Genomic DNA, 16,189 nt, shown 5'->3' with positions numbered 1-16,189 from the left:
TATGGAGAATATAGATAGCTTAATAAATGATATCAAAATACCAGAGGGCATAGATTTAGCAGTTAAAAAAGGAATTGAAAGAGGACAAAGGGAGAAGCAGAAAAAAGGAAGCTCTAGAAATAAATATAAAAACATAGCAGTTGCAGCTACAGCAGCAGTATTTATAGCAACAGCTGTAGGGGTTATGGGGCGTGAACTAGTAAGAGCAACTCCGAGAATGGAATCTGTTTTTAAACTTGTAAAGTATGGTTACATGGGTCAGCATTTTGATGAATATGAGCAGTTTTCAAGTAGTGTGTACAAAACTGTGGAAAACAACGGCATAAAAGTCACAATAGCTGAAATTGTAATTGATGATAACACTATGGCAGTAACTTCAATAATTGAAGGGAAGAACCTTAGGGAAAACAGGGTAGAAATGGGGCCTATTCACTTAAATGGTAAATCAGTAAGCTCATATAGTGAGAGTGAAAGAAAAATAGATGATAATAAACTTGTTATTATAACCTATGCAAATATCTCTGATATGGACCTACCAGAGGAAGTAGAGGTTAAAATAAATACTGGATGGATAGACGAAGTAGAGGGATCTTGGAAATTTAAGTTTAAGGTTTCAAAGGCAGATGAGGCCACAAAATCTAAAGTTATTAATCTGGATAAAACCATTAAGTTGCCAAGCAGCACCTTAAAGCTTGAGAAACTGGTTATTAGCCCTTTAGGAAATACAATAAATTACTCAGGAGTTTTTGATAATTTAAATAAGAGTGAATTTCATAATATTGGTATATATAGCTTTGCTGTTATGGATGATAAGGGAAGAATATTAGAAACTAGCGAAGGCTATGGTTCCTCTACTGAGAAGAGCTATGAGGGAAGGATAGAGATACTTAATGACCTGTCAAATGTTAAGTCACTAAAGGTTATTCCTGTTTTAAAGAAATGGGGAAATAAAACTAAGGAGATAGATGGCATTAAACATGAAATATTACAAACTACAGTTAGTAGCACTGACTTAAACATTCCACAGGAGGTTATAGTAAGATCAAGAGCTGCAACCGAAAAGGAAAAATCAGAAGGATATGGTTGGGATAAGGTTATTCACGTTTATAACATTGACAAAGCAAGAGAATTTGAAACCTTAGATAACCTAGTTAATAAAGTAATAAAAGTAGGAGAAAATAGCACAGCTCTTATTAAAAATATTGAAGCAACAGACAAAGAAACTAAAATTACCTTCAAGCTGGAAGGCAGCGGGGCATATTCCTTTAGAAAGATTAACTTTGTGGAAATTATAGATGAAAATTATAATGATATAGATAAAAAACAGGATGGATCTATGGCCATACTTGAAGATGTGGAGGAGAGAATTGTATCAGTAAAACTTCCTCCTTTGGATAAAAGCAAGAAATACAAAATAGCACTTCCTATTATAGAGGAACCCCAAATTGATGATAAGTATAAAATAGACATTAATCTTAATAATTAAGGATAATAGTAAATTTAGAAGTAGGATTGCTATAGGGTAATTGAAGAAAATAACACCTATCAATGCTTGGACAATTGTTATTAAATCACAAAATAAAATTCAATCAAAGACAGTTTACAGCTAAAGCTTTAATTAAATTAAAGTATTAGATGTGAATTGTCTTTATTTTTTGATTTATGTAAATAATTAAAGGTTATAGGTATATTTTTACATTAACCCCATGGTAAAATATAAATTACAAGTAAATTACTTATTAAAGGTTCTTTTGAAATGGGCTTATAGAAGTTTTAAAACCTTTAATTTAACTGTTGATAAGGAGGGGGATTAAGTGAAGCAAATACTTAAACCATATGTAACATCCTTTTTAGTTGCTGTTGCAATAATATATGGAGTAGCAATTTTTTTACGGGTGTTAGGTGTTGATAGAATTGAGGGAAGTGCATATTTATTGGGAATATCAATAATTTCAACAGTGATTTTTTGTACAGAAAAGATAACAAAGACAATTAAAGAAAATGTGAGTAAATTATAATATTTTGTTTCACATTTATAAAAATACTTTTAAATAGAGGGAGGGGGACTTATTGTGAATAACATGAGCTTTGAAAGTGAAAAAATTAATAAACTAAAAAGAAATATTTTGGAAGGAAATAAAAAGGCTATAGATGAATTTTGGAAGGAAGTAAAAGAAGATAATACACCAATTATAGAAGAAATCCAGGGAGATACTGATAATGTACTAATTACGTTTTTATACGAAGGGGACAAGGAAGTTGAAAATGTTGTGGTCCTTGATGGCTGCGTAGGACTAGATTACGAAAAAAATAAAATGGATAGGATTCTAGATACTGATATTTGGTATAAGACTTTTAAAGTAAGAAATGATTTAAGATTTAGATACTTTTTAACTGTAAATGATCCTTTAAATGAAGATTGGCAAAAAAGAAATGAAGAATGTATAAGAATTGATCCATTGGCAAAGCAAAAGGTTTTAGTTCCAAAGGACGAAGAAACTCCAGATTCACAGCCTTGGACATGCAATATGGTTGAACTTCCTAAAGCAGAGCCTAAAGTGTGGTCTGTGAAAAGGGAAGATACCCCTAATGGAAACTTAGAAATGTTTAGATATAAAAGTAAGATTTTAAATGATGAGTATAGAGTGTGGATTTATACTTCTGTAGCATATTCAAAAGAAGAAGAACCTTGTAAAATGCTAGTTTTAAGTGATGGCTTTGAATACGTTCATGGGCTTTTAACACCTTCATTATTGGACAACCTAATTTATGAAAAGCAAATAGCACCTATAGTAGCAGTATTTATAGAAAGTAAGGACAATAGATTTGAGATGCTGTCCTGTAATAAGGATTTTACTAGTTTTGTAGCTGAGGAGATAGTTCCATATGTGAGAGAAAGATATAATGTTTCGCATAAGCCAGAGGATTCTATAATAGGTGGTCTTAGCTTAGGGGGATTAGCTGCAACTTACTTAGGTCTAATGAAATCAGAGGTATTTGGTAATGTTTTATCCCAATCAGGATCCTTTTGGTGGTGTCCAGGGTGGACTCCTGAAAAAGTGAATTCAAAAGAAGAGTTTCAGGAAACTTGGATTAGTAATTTATTTAAAGAAAATGAAAAGCTGAACTTAAAGTTTTACTTAGAAGTAGGAATTCTAGAGGGAAATAGGATGATAAAGCCGAACATAATAATGAAAGATGTACTTCTTTCTAAGGGATATCAGGTTGAATACTCAGAATTTAAAGGTGGACATGATTATTTAAGTTGGGGAGAAACCTTGGCAAAAGGACTAGTTTACCTTGTTGGAAATAAATAAAAACTGGATGTTATTAATAGTTTATACAAATAACTATTACACAACCATTTGTATAAACTGTAACTTAGACTTTGGTGCTATAGGTATAGGAAGTCCTAGTAGTACTAACTTGGTGAGAAATAGGGGAAATGATTTATGAAAAGTAAAGAAAAATTAGTGAGAATGCTTTATTTATTATCAGCAATTTTATTTTTTATTGCTGCTATTATAGGTAAAAACTATGTATTTATACCTATTGGGTGCTGCTTTATCGTTCTTGGCATAACACAATCGAGTATTAAAAGATAGAAAATAACAAGGTTATTATATGTTTTAGGAGGGGATAACAGTGAATATTAATATAAGACCTATAACACTAGAGGATGCTGAGGCCATACATGAAATTCGCACCATGGATGGGGTAAGAGAAAATATAATGTCATTAACAAGTGATAGGGTAACAAAATCCCAAGCATTCATTAGTGGACTTACAGATAATCAACATATATTTGTTGCAGAGGTTGAAGAAAATGGAGGAAAAAAAGTAGTTGGGATTGCAGGTTTAACTGTAAATAATTCTCCACGAGTTAGACACTCTGGAAGCCTTGGAATTACTATTAGTAAGGATTATCAAGGTAAAGGTATTGGTAAGGCATTGTTGAATAAAGTTATTGATTTAGCAGATAATTGGCTGATGCTTGTGAGATTGGAATTAGGAGTATTTATAGACAATGAACGAGCAATTAATTTGTACAAGTCTTTAGGTTTTGTCATAGAAGGAACAAAAAAATATGCAATCATAAGAAATGGTAAATATGAAGATGAGCACATCATGGCACGATACAATCTAGTTAAGTAGAGTGTTTTCATCAATAGTTGGAAAAAGCAAAAATGAACATTCCAGCTTTATTAGATGTAAATGGCAATCTCACAGAACTCAACAATATTGGATTAACTTATAAATCACCCATAATTATAATTAAGAATTAATACGTACTTTTCTTAAGGTGATGAATTATCAACAAAGTAGCTTATATGCTATACACAAAAAAGTATAAAAAGAAATGAGGTGAATTTTAGTGGGAGTTTGGTACTTACAGTACACTTTCACTAAAGATAAATTATGAACTTAGAAGAACTACGCTTGGATTGTGCAATTAAGCAAAAGAAAGGATTACATTTCATATTAGCATCAATTGTTATTTGGGGTGCTGTACTTATTCTTCATGCAACATCAGTACCTATTCTTACTAAGAACCTACTTACATTTTGTTTTACAGCACCGCTAATGCCTTTAGCATTTCTAATATCTAAAATAATCAAAGTAGATTTTCAAAACAAGGAAAATCCCTTAACTAACTTGGGAATTCTTTTTTCTGCCAATCAAATGCTGTACCTGTTAATTGCAATGTGGATATATCCAACACTACCTGAAAAAATGTTAATGATAATAGCAATGATTTTTGGAGCACATTTATTGCCCTATGGCTGGCTATATAAGTCTAAATCATATATTGCATTTGCTATTTTAGTTCCAATTTTATCCCTTATAGTTGGTATAAATTTTGAACCCTATATTCTTGCGGGGATGATGATGACAATAGAGATTTTCTTTAGTATTTGTTTGGTGGTTGAGAATAAAAAAATTCCATCAGATTTTAAAATTACGCTTAAACAATAATTAAGATATTATTTTCATTGATTTATTACAAGTTTAAGAACTTGAAGCCAGGTCAAAAACAACAGAAATAGTAAAAAAAATTATTATTTTAAAATAAGTTATAGAGTTATTGTAGATTTAATGGACAGCAATATAATAAAAATAAGCTATTCATTATATAGCAAAGGTTATTCATATTATTGGGGGGAAAGTTATGTCAGTAATGAACAAAGCAGAAAATGTGAAAGAACAATATAAAGATGGTAGTAATTTATCCATAAGAACTAAATTACATGATAAATACAGTACAAATAAGCAGGGGTTTTTCCCTTGGCTTTTTGAAAAATATGAGTTTCCAAAGGGGTGCCGCATATTAGAATTAGGCTGTGGCAATGGCGCTCAATGGGAAAAGGGAATTCATAAGTTACCAGAGGATTGTACTTTAGTTTTATCGGACTTTTCAGAGGGCATGGTAAAAGTAGTTTGGGAAAAGTATTCAAGTAGAAATAATATGTTAGCACAAAAGGTGGACATTCAGAATATACCCTTCCCTGATAATTGCTTTGACGTTATTATAGCAAATCACATGTTATATCATGTGCCAGATTTATCAAAAGCACTATCTGAAGTTAACAGAGTACTTAAAAGTGGTGGGAAGTTTTATTCAGCAACAAATGGAAATGGAGGTATGAGGCCATTTCTTAGAGATGCTTTTAAAAAGGTTAATCCAAAACTAAATTCCTTTACGGAAAACTTTACTTTCAATATGCAAAATGGAGAGGAATTATTAAGTAAACATTTTGATGAAGTTGAAAGATATGACCATGAAGATTCCTTAGCTATCACTGAAACTCAAGATTTAATAGATTGGTTAAAATCTACTATTACTATAGCACATTATACTGAAAGTGATTTGCATGGATTATATGATTACTTTGAAGAAATAAGACAAAAAGAAGGGTCCATAAATATTCCTAAGGAAACAGGGTTATTTATCTCTACAAAGAAATAGCTCCTCTTTTCAAAAGCATTAATGACAGGTGAAATTAGAAAAGAGATTAATTACTATTTTTTATTGGAATGATGAGTATAGGGAAAGGCTAGATCAATAACAGAAGGAGTATAAATATGAATGTAATTAATACACTGATTAACGAATTTATTGGTGTTATATTTAATATCTTATTATTCTCAATTATACCTCTCATGTGGTATCTAATTAAAGAAAAGTCATCAAAAGGATTTTTTAATTCAATAGGTATTTATAAGCCACAAAACATCAATGTCTTTGAGACAGTTCTTATTATTACTATAGTATACTTAGTAACATTATCAACTAATATTGTGGTAATCAAGTTGGGATATAGTGGTAGGAATACTGTTGATACACAATACTTTACATCATTAACATTCTTCATGTACCTTTTGCTTTATGGCTTGAAAACAGGTATAGCAGAAGAGATTCTTTTTAGAGGATTTGTTGCAAAAAAACTCATTGAAAATCTTGGGTTTTTAAAGGGAAATGCTCTTCAAGCTCTTGTGTTTGCATTGCCACATTTCGTCATACGAGGTTCAGCATCTTTAGTAGATATCACTGTACGAATTATAAATGCTTTTTTGTTAGGGTATACATTTGGATATATTGTAGATAGAAAAAGTGATGGGAGCATTATACCAGTTATGATTGCTCATATACTTATTAATATGGCATCAAGTTTAATACTGACAGTGATTCTATAGAATTGTAGTATGGGTTTAATAAATATTACTTTGCCTATTGAATTTTAAATTGTGATTATTAGCATGAAAAAATATATACTATTTTATTTTATTAATTTATGAGGTGAGAAAATGACAGATTTTACATTGATAGCTCCTTCAAAGGAATTTGAAAGGCAAGCATTTGAATATATACAAGAATTCTTAAAGCATAATTCAGAAATTAATGGTACAGCAGGGCTTAATAGGTATGATAATTATGATGAATGGTTGCTTAAACTTGAGAAGTCTTTAGATATAGCAAACATACCAGAAGGCAAGGTGACTGGAAATACCTATTTTTTTATTAGAACAGAAGATAGTAAAATAATTGGAATGATTACTATTCGTCATAAATTAAATGAATCCCTACTTAATAGGGGCGGACATATAGGTTACTCAATAAGACCAACTGAAAGGAAAAAGGGATATGGAACTTTAATGTTAAAGTTAGCCTTGGAGAAGTTCAGGGAATTGAATTTAAACAAAGTTTTAATAACCTGCGATAAAATAAATGTTGCATCAGCCAAAGTTATTCAAAACAACAATGGAGTATTAGAAAATGAGGTTTTTAATGAGGCTTTTTCTGAAACCACTCAACGATATTGGATTAACTTGTAAATCACTCATAATTAAAATATAGAATTGAGTGATGCAACTATTGAAGTTTAGGGCACGAATGAGGTGCTTTGAAAATTGAATAGTAGGTTATAAAATAATAAATTACAATAAAAGGGGTAGGGTTAATTATGGTTGATAGTAATGATTTAGTTTTAATTGAAGAAGCAAAAAAGGTTATTAACAAGAATTTTGATGAAGTTGATGAAAATCATACAGTAGGAGCAGCAATACGCTGTAAGAATGGTAATACCTATGTTGGAGTAAATGTTTATACACATCATGGCTCATGTGCTGAATATATAGCAATTGGTGCAGCCATTACCGCTGGAGAGCGTGACTTTGATACTATTGTTGCAGTTAGGTCGCCAAAGAAAAATAACACTATAATTCCACCCTGTGGAAATTGCAGAGAATTACTCAAGCAGTATGCTCCTAATATTAAAGTTCTAGTTCAAACTGAAAATAGCATAGAGAAAGTAACTGTAAAAGAACTACTACCTTATTCAACATAATAATTCTAGGTATTGTTAATGAAATAGGTTGAATTGAGGATGATAAAATGAAAAAAAACATTATAATTATTTTTTCCATAATAATAATTTTCACACTTTATTCAGGTAGCTCCTATTTTAAGGAGCAATCTAATGTGAAAAGAGCAGCATGGGAACAACTTGGGCCTGAAGCTAAGGACTTTATTGAAGGTAGCTGGAGAAGTGGCAAAGTGAGAAAAGTAACACTTTCTCCATCCATGAGGAATATCAGTGAGGAAGCTTATATAGGTAAGGAGATATATGTTGTGTCTTTTACAACAAAAGAGGATAATCCTACAATAAATACCATAGGCATATTTGTTTCCATTGAAGATTGTAAAGTTATAGGAACAGGTTGCGTGGACTAGATTTAGTGTTAGTTTAGGCTAGATTTAATAAAGCTATAAATAAATGAGAAGTGCTACAAATTAGAAACTAGGAGCTGATAGCTAATGGAACTATGGGATGCATATAAGGAAGATGGAACGAAGGCAGGTTGCAATTTGGTTAGAGGTGAAGTAATCCCTAAAGGACTATTTCATTTGGTAAGTGAAATAATAGTTAGACATGAGGATGGCATGTTTCTTTTAATGCAAAGAGATTTAAAAAAGCCAAATTATCCTGGATTATATGAAGCAAGTGCGGGCGGCAGTGCATTGGCAGGGGAGAGCCCTTATGATGCTGCAATAAGGGAACTGAAAGAAGAGACAGGAATTGAAACCACAGAACTAGAACAGATATATAAAGCAATGAGTAGGAATACCATATATTACGGTTATTTATGCAAAACTAATTGTGATAAAGATTCTATTAAGCTTCAAGAAGGTGAAACAATATCCTATTTGTGGCTGACAAAAGAGGAATTCTTTGAGTTTCTTGAATCAGATAAATATGTACAGAAGCACAAAGAGAGAATCAGTGGGTATTTAGATACAATTAGATAAATAGTTTCATTTATATGAGGGGTTTAAGGTGAATAAATAAGGGTAATTTATTTAAGAATCTCCTCAAACCCGCATGAACACTATATCTTCTTATCTTCTTTTATTGATATCAATACTTCTTGTTATCAATATTTCTTACTAACAATATTTCTTATTATCAAGAAGTATTGTTTTAAATATTTATTCTTATCAATATTTATAGATATCAACACAAGTAAAGGGAGGGGCATAACCTTGCAGGAGTGAAAATAATGAAAAGGACTGTAATAATTATATTGAGTTTATTGGTATTAATGGCAGTGTTAGGTGGGTGTTCTCAAGGGAAAAACAATAAAATATCGAAGCCTCTTGAGGGAATTAATATAGACCAAGTTAAGAGGATTGAATTTATAAATGCAACAATTACAAGTGACAAAAAGGAGAGCGGCAGAAGCAAGATGATTGATAAACCACAGGATATAGAAAAGATATTGAATTACTTAAAATCAATCAGTCTTTCTGAATATAATAAGGAAAGTAGAAAGACTGAATTTATTATTGAACTTATAGATAATAATGATAAAGCAAAGCATTATATAAACTCTATAAGTGTCTCAAAAAATTCTATGTTTATTTATGAAAATGAAGTGAAAAATGGTGGCAAATATGTTGATAGTAATGTTTTTAATGAAATAAAAAAGTTATATAGTGAGGCTGATTATTCAGAAGAATTGCTTTATAAAAAGTAGTTCGCCTTCTGATAAAAGTGACTTAATTAATGGAATTTAGAGTGAAAAGTTTAATAGCAATTTTCTATTAAGGAGATTATAACAAATGGTAAGAGGAATTATTATTTTCGGTTCAGCTGGTTCTGGAAAAACAACCCTGGGGAGATTAGTTGCAAAAAAACTTGATTTCCCCTATTTTGATATAGACGATTATATTTGGAGAAAGGATACAAATAAACCTTTTACCCTTATGTATACTTATGAGGAGAAAGTTAATAGACTCATGACAGACATATCAAAAGGAAGTAATTTTGTCATGGCAGGTTCTATGGATAGCTTTAATAAACCCTTTGTTCCCTTATTTGATTTAGCAATTCATATTACTGCGTCCGTTGATACTAGAATTGATAGAATTAATAAGAGAGAACATGAAATACATGGAGAGAGAATTATGGAAGGTGGCGATATGTATGAAGGACATTGCCGCTTTCTTGATAACTCAGCAAGATATGATACTGATGGGTCTCCCTGTATGAGCACCCATGCACAATGGGCTAATTCCTTACCTTGTAAAGTGCTTAGGTTAAATGGAGACGAAGATTTAAATAAGAATGTTGAAATAATAGTCCATGAATATTTGAATAAAGAATATTGAGAGAAGGGCATATATCTACGGAAAACTAGGAGTTTATTAGATTTTGTCTAAAATGAAAGGGTTAATCCCGTGGTTGCTATTTGCATATATTTTGTTATAATTTAAGTAATAATCAAGAGAGGTGAAGCATTATGTATGCCAAGAATATACACTATACAGAGGAGGATTTTGAAAATATTCAGGCTAATTATAATGGTAAAGCTGAATATAGTAACGGGTATATCCTATTATCATCTAATACTTCTATTCAGCATAATAAAATAATATCGAGATTAAATTTTAAGTTAATGACATTTTTAAATAAAAGTAAATGTGATGTATATACGGAGTCTATTGAAGTAATCTTTAGAAATAATGAAGAAGTATATAAGTACAAACCTGATGTATTTGTAATGTGTGAGGACGCTACTAGACAAGGTGAAAGTTTCACATCAGCTCCAAAGATTATATTTGAAGTTATTTCAAAAAGTACGGCTACTCATGACTATTTAACTAAACTAGATGTTTATCAAAGATTTGGTGTTCTTGAATATAATCTAGTTGAACAAGAAGGATATATAGTACAATATTCATTAATAGACAATCAGTATAAAATAACGAATGTTTTTAAGAATAATGATAAATATACAAGCACAGTTTTTCCTGAGATAGCTATAAACCTAGAAGATATATTTAAATTCTAGTGTGATGTTTTTGTTGAAAATAAGTTCAGGAGTGAGTATTCCAAGGGCTTCTACTGAAATAGTAAATATTTTAGCAGAAGCCTATGTTAAAGCATAATTTTACAAGTTATTATATGGCAACAACAAAAAGAGACAACCAATTTTGGTTGTCTCTTTTTTATTGTAACTAAATTAGAAGGTTTCACCTATCTAATTTTATTAATTATTAAATTAAACTTATTTAAACAACTAGGAATTAGTTTGTTGAGAAGTGTTGTGTAGCATAAACCCAGTTACCTTGGCTGCTAAACACAACCCCTGCAGACATCTTTGTCCAGCTACCATTTAAAATGTTAGCTCTGTGACCAGGAGAGTTCATCCATTGATCAACTAGGTACTTAGCTGTGGTTGTAGACTCTGCATAACCTTGGCTGTAGAATAAGTTTTCACCATAACTATTAGTATTGTACTTGAAGTATTTAGTTGCTAAGTCCATTGGGCTAGCATTATTTAGAGATGGTGTATTGTGTTCAAAGTAGTTATATTGAAGCATGTTATTAGATTTATATCTAGCAATTGGTCTCATTTGCTCTTCCCAAGTTAATGGCTTAAGACCTGCTTTTGCTCTTTCCTGGTTAACATAAGTTAGAATTTCTTTTTCCACTGTATCTAGATATACAAAGCTCTTATTATTTGGGTTAGCTGGCACACCACTTGGCACTGTAGTACTTGGTGTTGTAGCTGGTGTTTCAACTTTTGGAGCTTCTGTTTTTGGTTCTTCCTTAACAGGGGTTTCTACCTTTGGTGCCTCAACTTTAGGCGCTTCTACAACTGGAGTTTCAGTTTTAGGATTCTCTATTACTGGAACTTCAACTTCAGGTACTTCAGCTTTTGGTGTTTCAACTACTGTATCTTCATTTGCTACTGGTGTTTCTACTACTGAATTGTCCTCATCAGCAACTACTTGATTATCACTTGGTAATTGAACTTCTATTGGTGCTATACTGTCACAAGAGTTTTTAAGATTTAAAGGTAAATTTATAGTTTGTCCACCATTTTGTGGATTAGAAATCTGCTTTTGAACTACTGCTGTAGTTGGGAATTTAGGTAATTCTACATTATTAGCAACTGTTCCAGCTGCGTTTCCAAGAACTGCTCCTGTTGCTGGACCTCCTGCAGTACATAATGAAAGAATTAAGGCTAATATTTTATTAGTTATCATATATCAACAACTCCTTATTTTTTATTTTGCTGCTTATTTCCTTGGGGGTATGTGTAACTCCTTGTGGTAATCAGTAGCTTTTATGCTTCAGGTACTTCAGCTTTTGGTGTTTCAACTACTGTATCTTCATTTGCTACTGGTGTTTCTACTACTGAATTGTCCTCATCAGCAACTACTTGATTATCACTTGGTAATTGAACTTCTATTGGTGCTATACTGTCACAAGAGTTTTTAAGATTTAAAGGTAAATTTATAGTTTGTCCACCATTTTGTGGATTAGAAATCTGCTTTTGAACTACTGCTGTAGTTGGGAATTTAGGTAATTCTACATTATTAGCAACTGTTCCAGCTGCGTTTCCAAGAACTGCTCCTGTTGCTGGACCTCCTGCAGTACATAATGAAAGAATTAAGGCTAATATTTTATTAGTTATCATATATCAACAACTCCTTATTTTTTATTTTGCTGCTTATTTCCTTGGGGGTATGTGTAACTCCTTGTGGTAATCAGTAGCTTTTATTTCTTAGGTGCCTTGCTGATGAACATATCTTAACATGGGATAAAAGCTAAAACAACCCCTGTCCAAAGGTTTCATAATAAGGGTAAGATTATCCAAATAAGCTTTTGTTTTTAAAATAACAGTTTTACAAAGCTCAAAATCATTAACTTATTTGTACTAATGGATTATGAAAATCTCTAAATCAAAGGGGGAAGGGAAACTGATTTATATACTTAGTGAGTTCTTACTAGAACACTTAGCTACAGAGCATAATGCTTCCTTTTAAATAACAAGTAATTAAAAGATATAGGTATATTTTTACAGTAATTGTATGATAGAATGATATCAATAGAGATTGATTAATTGTAAAACTGGGAAGCAATAGTTGAATTATTGATGTTTCCTAATGGAAATAAAGTAATGAAGTAAGTGCAATTTAAAGGAAGAGGAAGATTTACAAAGCTATAATATTTTTGTGGGAGGAAATATGGATAAACGAATAACAATTAACTATTTAATTGGAACATTTTTAATAACTTTCATTATGTGGGGAATTATTATTGTTGCAAATCAATTTGGATATCTCCAATATGGTACGCCTATAGCCATGATATTATATGTAATTGGGGGTAATGCACCTCCAATTGTAGCATATGCAGTGTTAAGGAAAGGTAATAAAACAATAACTATTAAGCACTTTGCAAAAGAGGCATTTTCAATTAAAGTGAAACCTAGATTTTATTGGGTGCTAATAGTTTTTATATCCCTGTATTTTGGAGTTCCTGCGGTGATGCAAGGTATAACAGGTGGGGCAGAACTTTATGTTGGACTTTTATGCATTCCACTTATGATTTTGTTTGGCGGATTAGAAGAACTTGGGTGGCGATATATTTTACAGACATCATTAGAAAAACAACTTCCTTTTGAAATCGCAACTTCACTTACAGCATGCATTTGGGCAGTATGGCATCTACCTTTGTTTTTTATTAAAGGAACAGTGCAAAACAACGGAAGTTTCGGACTATTTGTCATTATGGTATTCGGAATGTCATTTGCATTAGCAACTATATTATATATTAGTAAAAGTATATGGCTATGCATCCTTTTTCACAGCATGGTGAATGGATTGTCTTCATCATGGATTATTAAAGATAGTATAGAAGTGAAACTTTATACTAGCACAGCCATGATTTTTTTAGCAGCTTTAATTGTTAGATATTATAAAAATAAAAAGATAAGAGCATCTTTTAACTAAACCACAAGAAAGTTTAAAGGAGGGGGAAAAAATGGCTGAACCAGCAATTAGAAAAGCTATTACTGTACTTGACATGCTAAGTAGAGACCCAGAAACCGTTAGACTTGCAGAATTAAGAATGAAACAAATCTTTGATGAACGAAGTATGTTAGAGGGAGCTAGGGAGGAAGGTATTAAAGAAGGAATAAAAGAAGGCATAAAAGAAGGTCTATATGAAGCTGCTAAAAATTTATTAGCAATAGGTGTAGACTTACCTACAATAGTAAAAGCAACAGGACTTACAGAGGAAGAAATCAGCAAAATAAAATAATTATGAATAAGAAGATAAAGCTAGAGTTTAAGAATTTTATAATAAAACTCTATCTTTTTTCAAGTAGGTGTGAAATATGAAAAAAGCTTCAATTTACTCGGGTAGATCCTATTTTAAAAATCAGTCTAATTAAAATTTGAATATGAAGCAAGTGCCGGTGCAGTGCATTGGCAGGGGAGAATATAATCTCCTTATAGATGAAGAACTTTTATTTTAAACAAATTGGGGGAGTTAAAAATGATAAAACCTAGGAGATTAAAGTCAGGAGACAAAATTGCTATTGTTAGTTTGTCTTGGGGTGGTTTAGGTGATGAAGCCTTAATTCATAAGTATTATATTGCAAAACAAAGGTTAGAAAGGGACTTTGGCCTTGAAGTGGTTACTATGCCTCATTCATTAAAAGGAAGTGAGTTTGTTTCAGAACATCCAGAACTTCGTGCTGAGGACTTAATGAAGGCTTTTGAAGATAAATCAATTGCTGGGATTTTCTGTGCCATTGGTGGAGATGATACAATACGCACTCTTCCATATATAGATTTTGATATAATACGAAGCAATCCAAAGATATTTATGGGTTATTCAGATACAACAATAAATCACTTTATGATGTATAAAGCTGGCCTTGTTTCTTTCTATGGTCCATCTATTATGTGCGAATTTGGTGAATATGTTAATATGTTTGAATATACCAAGTCAGCAATACAAAATGTTTTATTTCAAGATACTACTAATTATTCCATTACTAGTAGTCCTGAGTGGTCAAGTGATTTTGTTTCATGGGAAGAAAGCAATATAAATATTTCTAAAAAGCTTCAGCCAGATAACCATGGATATGAAATATTGCAGGGGTCAGGCGTTGTGGAAGGTCATTTACTTGGGGGATGTATTGATGTTTTTATGATGGCAAATGGCACTGAAATATGGCCTACCATTGATGAATGGACTGATGCTATTCTCTTTATTGAAACAAGTGAAGACAAGCCTTCTCCTTATTTTATTAAATGGACATTAAGAAATCTTGCTGCTCAAGGCATTTTGAAAGTTATAAAAGGAATTATTGTTGGAAAACCACAAGGAGAAGTTTACTATGAGGAGTATAAGGAAGCCATTACTCAAGTAGTATCTCAAGAGGAAGGTTTAACTAACTTGCCTATATTTTATAATGTGAACATTGGCCATGCTATGCCAATTGGCATATTACCCTATGGAATTAATACTGAACTGAACTGTGAAAATAAAACCATTACTTTGTTGGACAGCGCTACAGTAAAGTAACAGTAGTCTTATAGAGTAAGAATTAACATTAGGAAGCATTTAGATGGCTTGCATTTAGTGTGCTTCCTATAACTTTGGTATCTTATGAAATTTACTATAGCCATGGAATTTGTGAGTGTTTTCATGGAAAAAGAAATAACTTTTATATTTTTATACCAAATATAATTTGTAGAGGCATAGAGTGTCTATAATAGGAGTTAAAATTGTTGTAATATTCAAATTTATTATGGGATATTAAAGAAATCTGGACTAATTTATATTGCTTATAAGTTAGAATGGTATAAAAATGCGAAACAGTAAAATTTGATGGGAGGTTAATTATGAAGGGAAACCTAAAGTTCAATGTTATGCTTATTATTATTACTTTGATTATTGTTGTTGGCTGCTCAAATGATAGCAATAGGGCAATTGATTCTAAGGGTGATTCTGCTCAAACTGTAGTAGAGAATTATTTTAAGTATAAAAATGAAAAAAATAAAGAGAAATTATTAACTACTTTAGCAGAGCATTTCAACGCTCCGAATGTAGTTTGGGGATTTGATAATTTGAATATTACCAAGATAATAAATATTGAAGAGGAAAAAGATGGAAAATTTAAGGAAGGTTATTTGCATAATGGAAGAGGTAGAACAAATGGAACAACAGAAAATAACCTTAAGGTTTACAAAGTAAAGTATGAAGTAAATTATAAAAATGATGGAGTGGGTCCCCAAGATAGTGGGACATATGATTGGTGGTATTTTGTTATAAGAAAAGATGAAAATTCACCATGGTTTATAGATGACATGGGCGTATAA

General features: G+C 31.5%; 21 protein-coding genes. 19 read left to right on the top strand and 2 right to left on the bottom strand.

Annotation, left to right across the window (positions count from 1 at the left end):
• The first annotated feature begins 1 nt into the window (after position 1).
• The 15 genes from C661_RS0105610 (at position 2) to C661_RS0105535 (ending at position 10,854) form a co-directional block, all read left to right on the top strand.
• The gene (locus C661_RS0105610; RefSeq protein ID WP_017414332.1) at positions 2-1,486 is read left to right on the top strand and encodes a DUF4179 domain-containing protein; all 1,485 of its coding nucleotides are present in this window, start codon (positions 2-4) and stop codon (positions 1,484-1,486) included.
• Between the two features lie 328 nt (positions 1,487-1,814).
• Positions 1,815-2,018, top strand: coding sequence for a hypothetical protein (locus C661_RS0105605; protein ID WP_017414331.1), 204 nt, complete (start codon positions 1,815-1,817; stop codon positions 2,016-2,018).
• A 63-nt stretch (positions 2,019-2,081) separates the two neighbouring features.
• On the top strand, positions 2,082-3,317 hold the full coding sequence (locus C661_RS0105600) for an alpha/beta hydrolase-fold protein (RefSeq protein WP_242825984.1): 1,236 nt from the start codon (positions 2,082-2,084) through the stop codon (positions 3,315-3,317).
• Positions 3,318-3,452: 135 nt separating this feature from the next.
• Entirely contained in the window at positions 3,453-3,605 is a 153-nt protein-coding gene (locus C661_RS23580) for a DUF8582 domain-containing membrane protein (protein WP_017414328.1), read from the top strand.
• Positions 3,606-3,645: 40 nt separating this feature from the next.
• Entirely contained in the window at positions 3,646-4,155 is a 510-nt protein-coding gene (locus C661_RS0105585; protein WP_017414327.1) for a GNAT family N-acetyltransferase, read from the top strand.
• Between the two features lie 264 nt (positions 4,156-4,419).
• Positions 4,420-4,977 carry a DUF7010 family protein gene (locus C661_RS0105580; protein ID WP_026050954.1) on the top strand — a complete coding sequence of 186 codons (558 nt, stop codon included), beginning with the start codon at positions 4,420-4,422 and terminating at the stop codon, positions 4,975-4,977.
• Positions 4,978-5,170: 193 nt separating this feature from the next.
• Positions 5,171-5,968 carry a class I SAM-dependent methyltransferase gene (locus tag C661_RS0105575; protein WP_017414325.1) on the top strand — a complete coding sequence of 266 codons (798 nt, stop codon included), beginning with the start codon at positions 5,171-5,173 and terminating at the stop codon, positions 5,966-5,968.
• Positions 5,969-6,084: 116 nt separating this feature from the next.
• Positions 6,085-6,696, top strand: a complete 612-nt coding sequence (locus C661_RS0105570; protein WP_017414324.1) for a CPBP family intramembrane glutamic endopeptidase — start codon at positions 6,085-6,087, stop codon at positions 6,694-6,696.
• 111 nt (positions 6,697-6,807) lie between these two features.
• Positions 6,808-7,335, top strand: a complete 528-nt coding sequence (locus C661_RS0105565) for a GNAT family N-acetyltransferase (protein WP_017414323.1) — start codon at positions 6,808-6,810, stop codon at positions 7,333-7,335.
• 128 nt (positions 7,336-7,463) lie between these two features.
• Positions 7,464-7,847: a cytidine/deoxycytidylate deaminase family protein gene (locus C661_RS0105560; RefSeq protein WP_017414322.1), complete on the top strand. Its 384-nt coding sequence runs from the start codon at positions 7,464-7,466 to the stop codon at positions 7,845-7,847.
• Between the two features lie 47 nt (positions 7,848-7,894).
• Positions 7,895-8,233 carry a hypothetical protein gene (locus tag C661_RS0105555; protein WP_017414321.1) on the top strand — a complete coding sequence of 113 codons (339 nt, stop codon included), beginning with the start codon at positions 7,895-7,897 and terminating at the stop codon, positions 8,231-8,233.
• A gap of 84 nt (positions 8,234-8,317) precedes the next feature.
• The gene (locus tag C661_RS0105550) at positions 8,318-8,809 is read left to right on the top strand and encodes an NUDIX hydrolase (RefSeq protein ID WP_017414320.1); all 492 of its coding nucleotides are present in this window, start codon (positions 8,318-8,320) and stop codon (positions 8,807-8,809) included.
• Positions 8,810-9,060: 251 nt separating this feature from the next.
• Positions 9,061-9,537, top strand: coding sequence for a hypothetical protein (locus C661_RS0105545; RefSeq protein ID WP_017414319.1), 477 nt, complete (start codon positions 9,061-9,063; stop codon positions 9,535-9,537).
• A gap of 85 nt (positions 9,538-9,622) precedes the next feature.
• Positions 9,623-10,171, top strand: a complete 549-nt coding sequence (locus C661_RS0105540) for an AAA family ATPase (RefSeq protein WP_017414318.1) — start codon at positions 9,623-9,625, stop codon at positions 10,169-10,171.
• Positions 10,172-10,302: 131 nt separating this feature from the next.
• On the top strand, positions 10,303-10,854 hold the full coding sequence (locus C661_RS0105535; RefSeq protein ID WP_017414317.1) for a Uma2 family endonuclease: 552 nt from the start codon (positions 10,303-10,305) through the stop codon (positions 10,852-10,854).
• Between the two features lie 235 nt (positions 10,855-11,089).
• Here C661_RS0105535 and C661_RS22670 read toward each other — a convergent pair whose 3' ends face one another.
• Entirely contained in the window at positions 11,090-12,055 is a 966-nt protein-coding gene (locus C661_RS22670; RefSeq protein ID WP_017414316.1) for a CAP domain-containing protein, read from the bottom strand.
• Positions 12,056-12,135: 80 nt separating this feature from the next.
• A complete protein-coding gene (locus C661_RS0105520; protein WP_017414315.1) occupies positions 12,136-12,489 on the bottom strand; it encodes a hypothetical protein in 354 nt (117 codons plus the stop codon).
• A 550-nt stretch (positions 12,490-13,039) separates the two neighbouring features.
• Between C661_RS0105520 and C661_RS21415 the strand changes: the two genes are divergently transcribed.
• The 4 genes from C661_RS21415 to C661_RS0105500 all read left to right on the top strand — a co-directional run bounded on the left by C661_RS21415 (position 13,040) and on the right by C661_RS0105500 (position 16,189).
• Positions 13,040-13,807, top strand: a complete 768-nt coding sequence (locus C661_RS21415) for a CPBP family intramembrane glutamic endopeptidase (protein ID WP_017414314.1) — start codon at positions 13,040-13,042, stop codon at positions 13,805-13,807.
• A gap of 31 nt (positions 13,808-13,838) precedes the next feature.
• Positions 13,839-14,117: an Rpn/YhgA-type helix-turn-helix domain-containing protein gene (locus C661_RS0105510; RefSeq protein ID WP_017414313.1), complete on the top strand. Its 279-nt coding sequence runs from the start codon at positions 13,839-13,841 to the stop codon at positions 14,115-14,117.
• Between the two features lie 237 nt (positions 14,118-14,354).
• Entirely contained in the window at positions 14,355-15,392 is a 1,038-nt protein-coding gene (locus tag C661_RS0105505) for a S66 family peptidase (protein ID WP_017414312.1), read from the top strand.
• 320 nt (positions 15,393-15,712) lie between these two features.
• Positions 15,713-16,189 carry a DUF4829 domain-containing protein gene (locus tag C661_RS0105500; protein WP_017414311.1) on the top strand — a complete coding sequence of 159 codons (477 nt, stop codon included), beginning with the start codon at positions 15,713-15,715 and terminating at the stop codon, positions 16,187-16,189.

Origin of the sequence: Clostridium tunisiense TJ (assembly GCF_000300195.1) — a bacterium.
Classification (GTDB): domain Bacteria; phylum Bacillota; class Clostridia; order Clostridiales; family Clostridiaceae; genus Clostridium_J; species Clostridium_J tunisiense.
The sequence above is the reverse complement of the archived record's forward strand: the minus strand, read 5'-3'. Positions and strand labels throughout refer to the sequence as shown.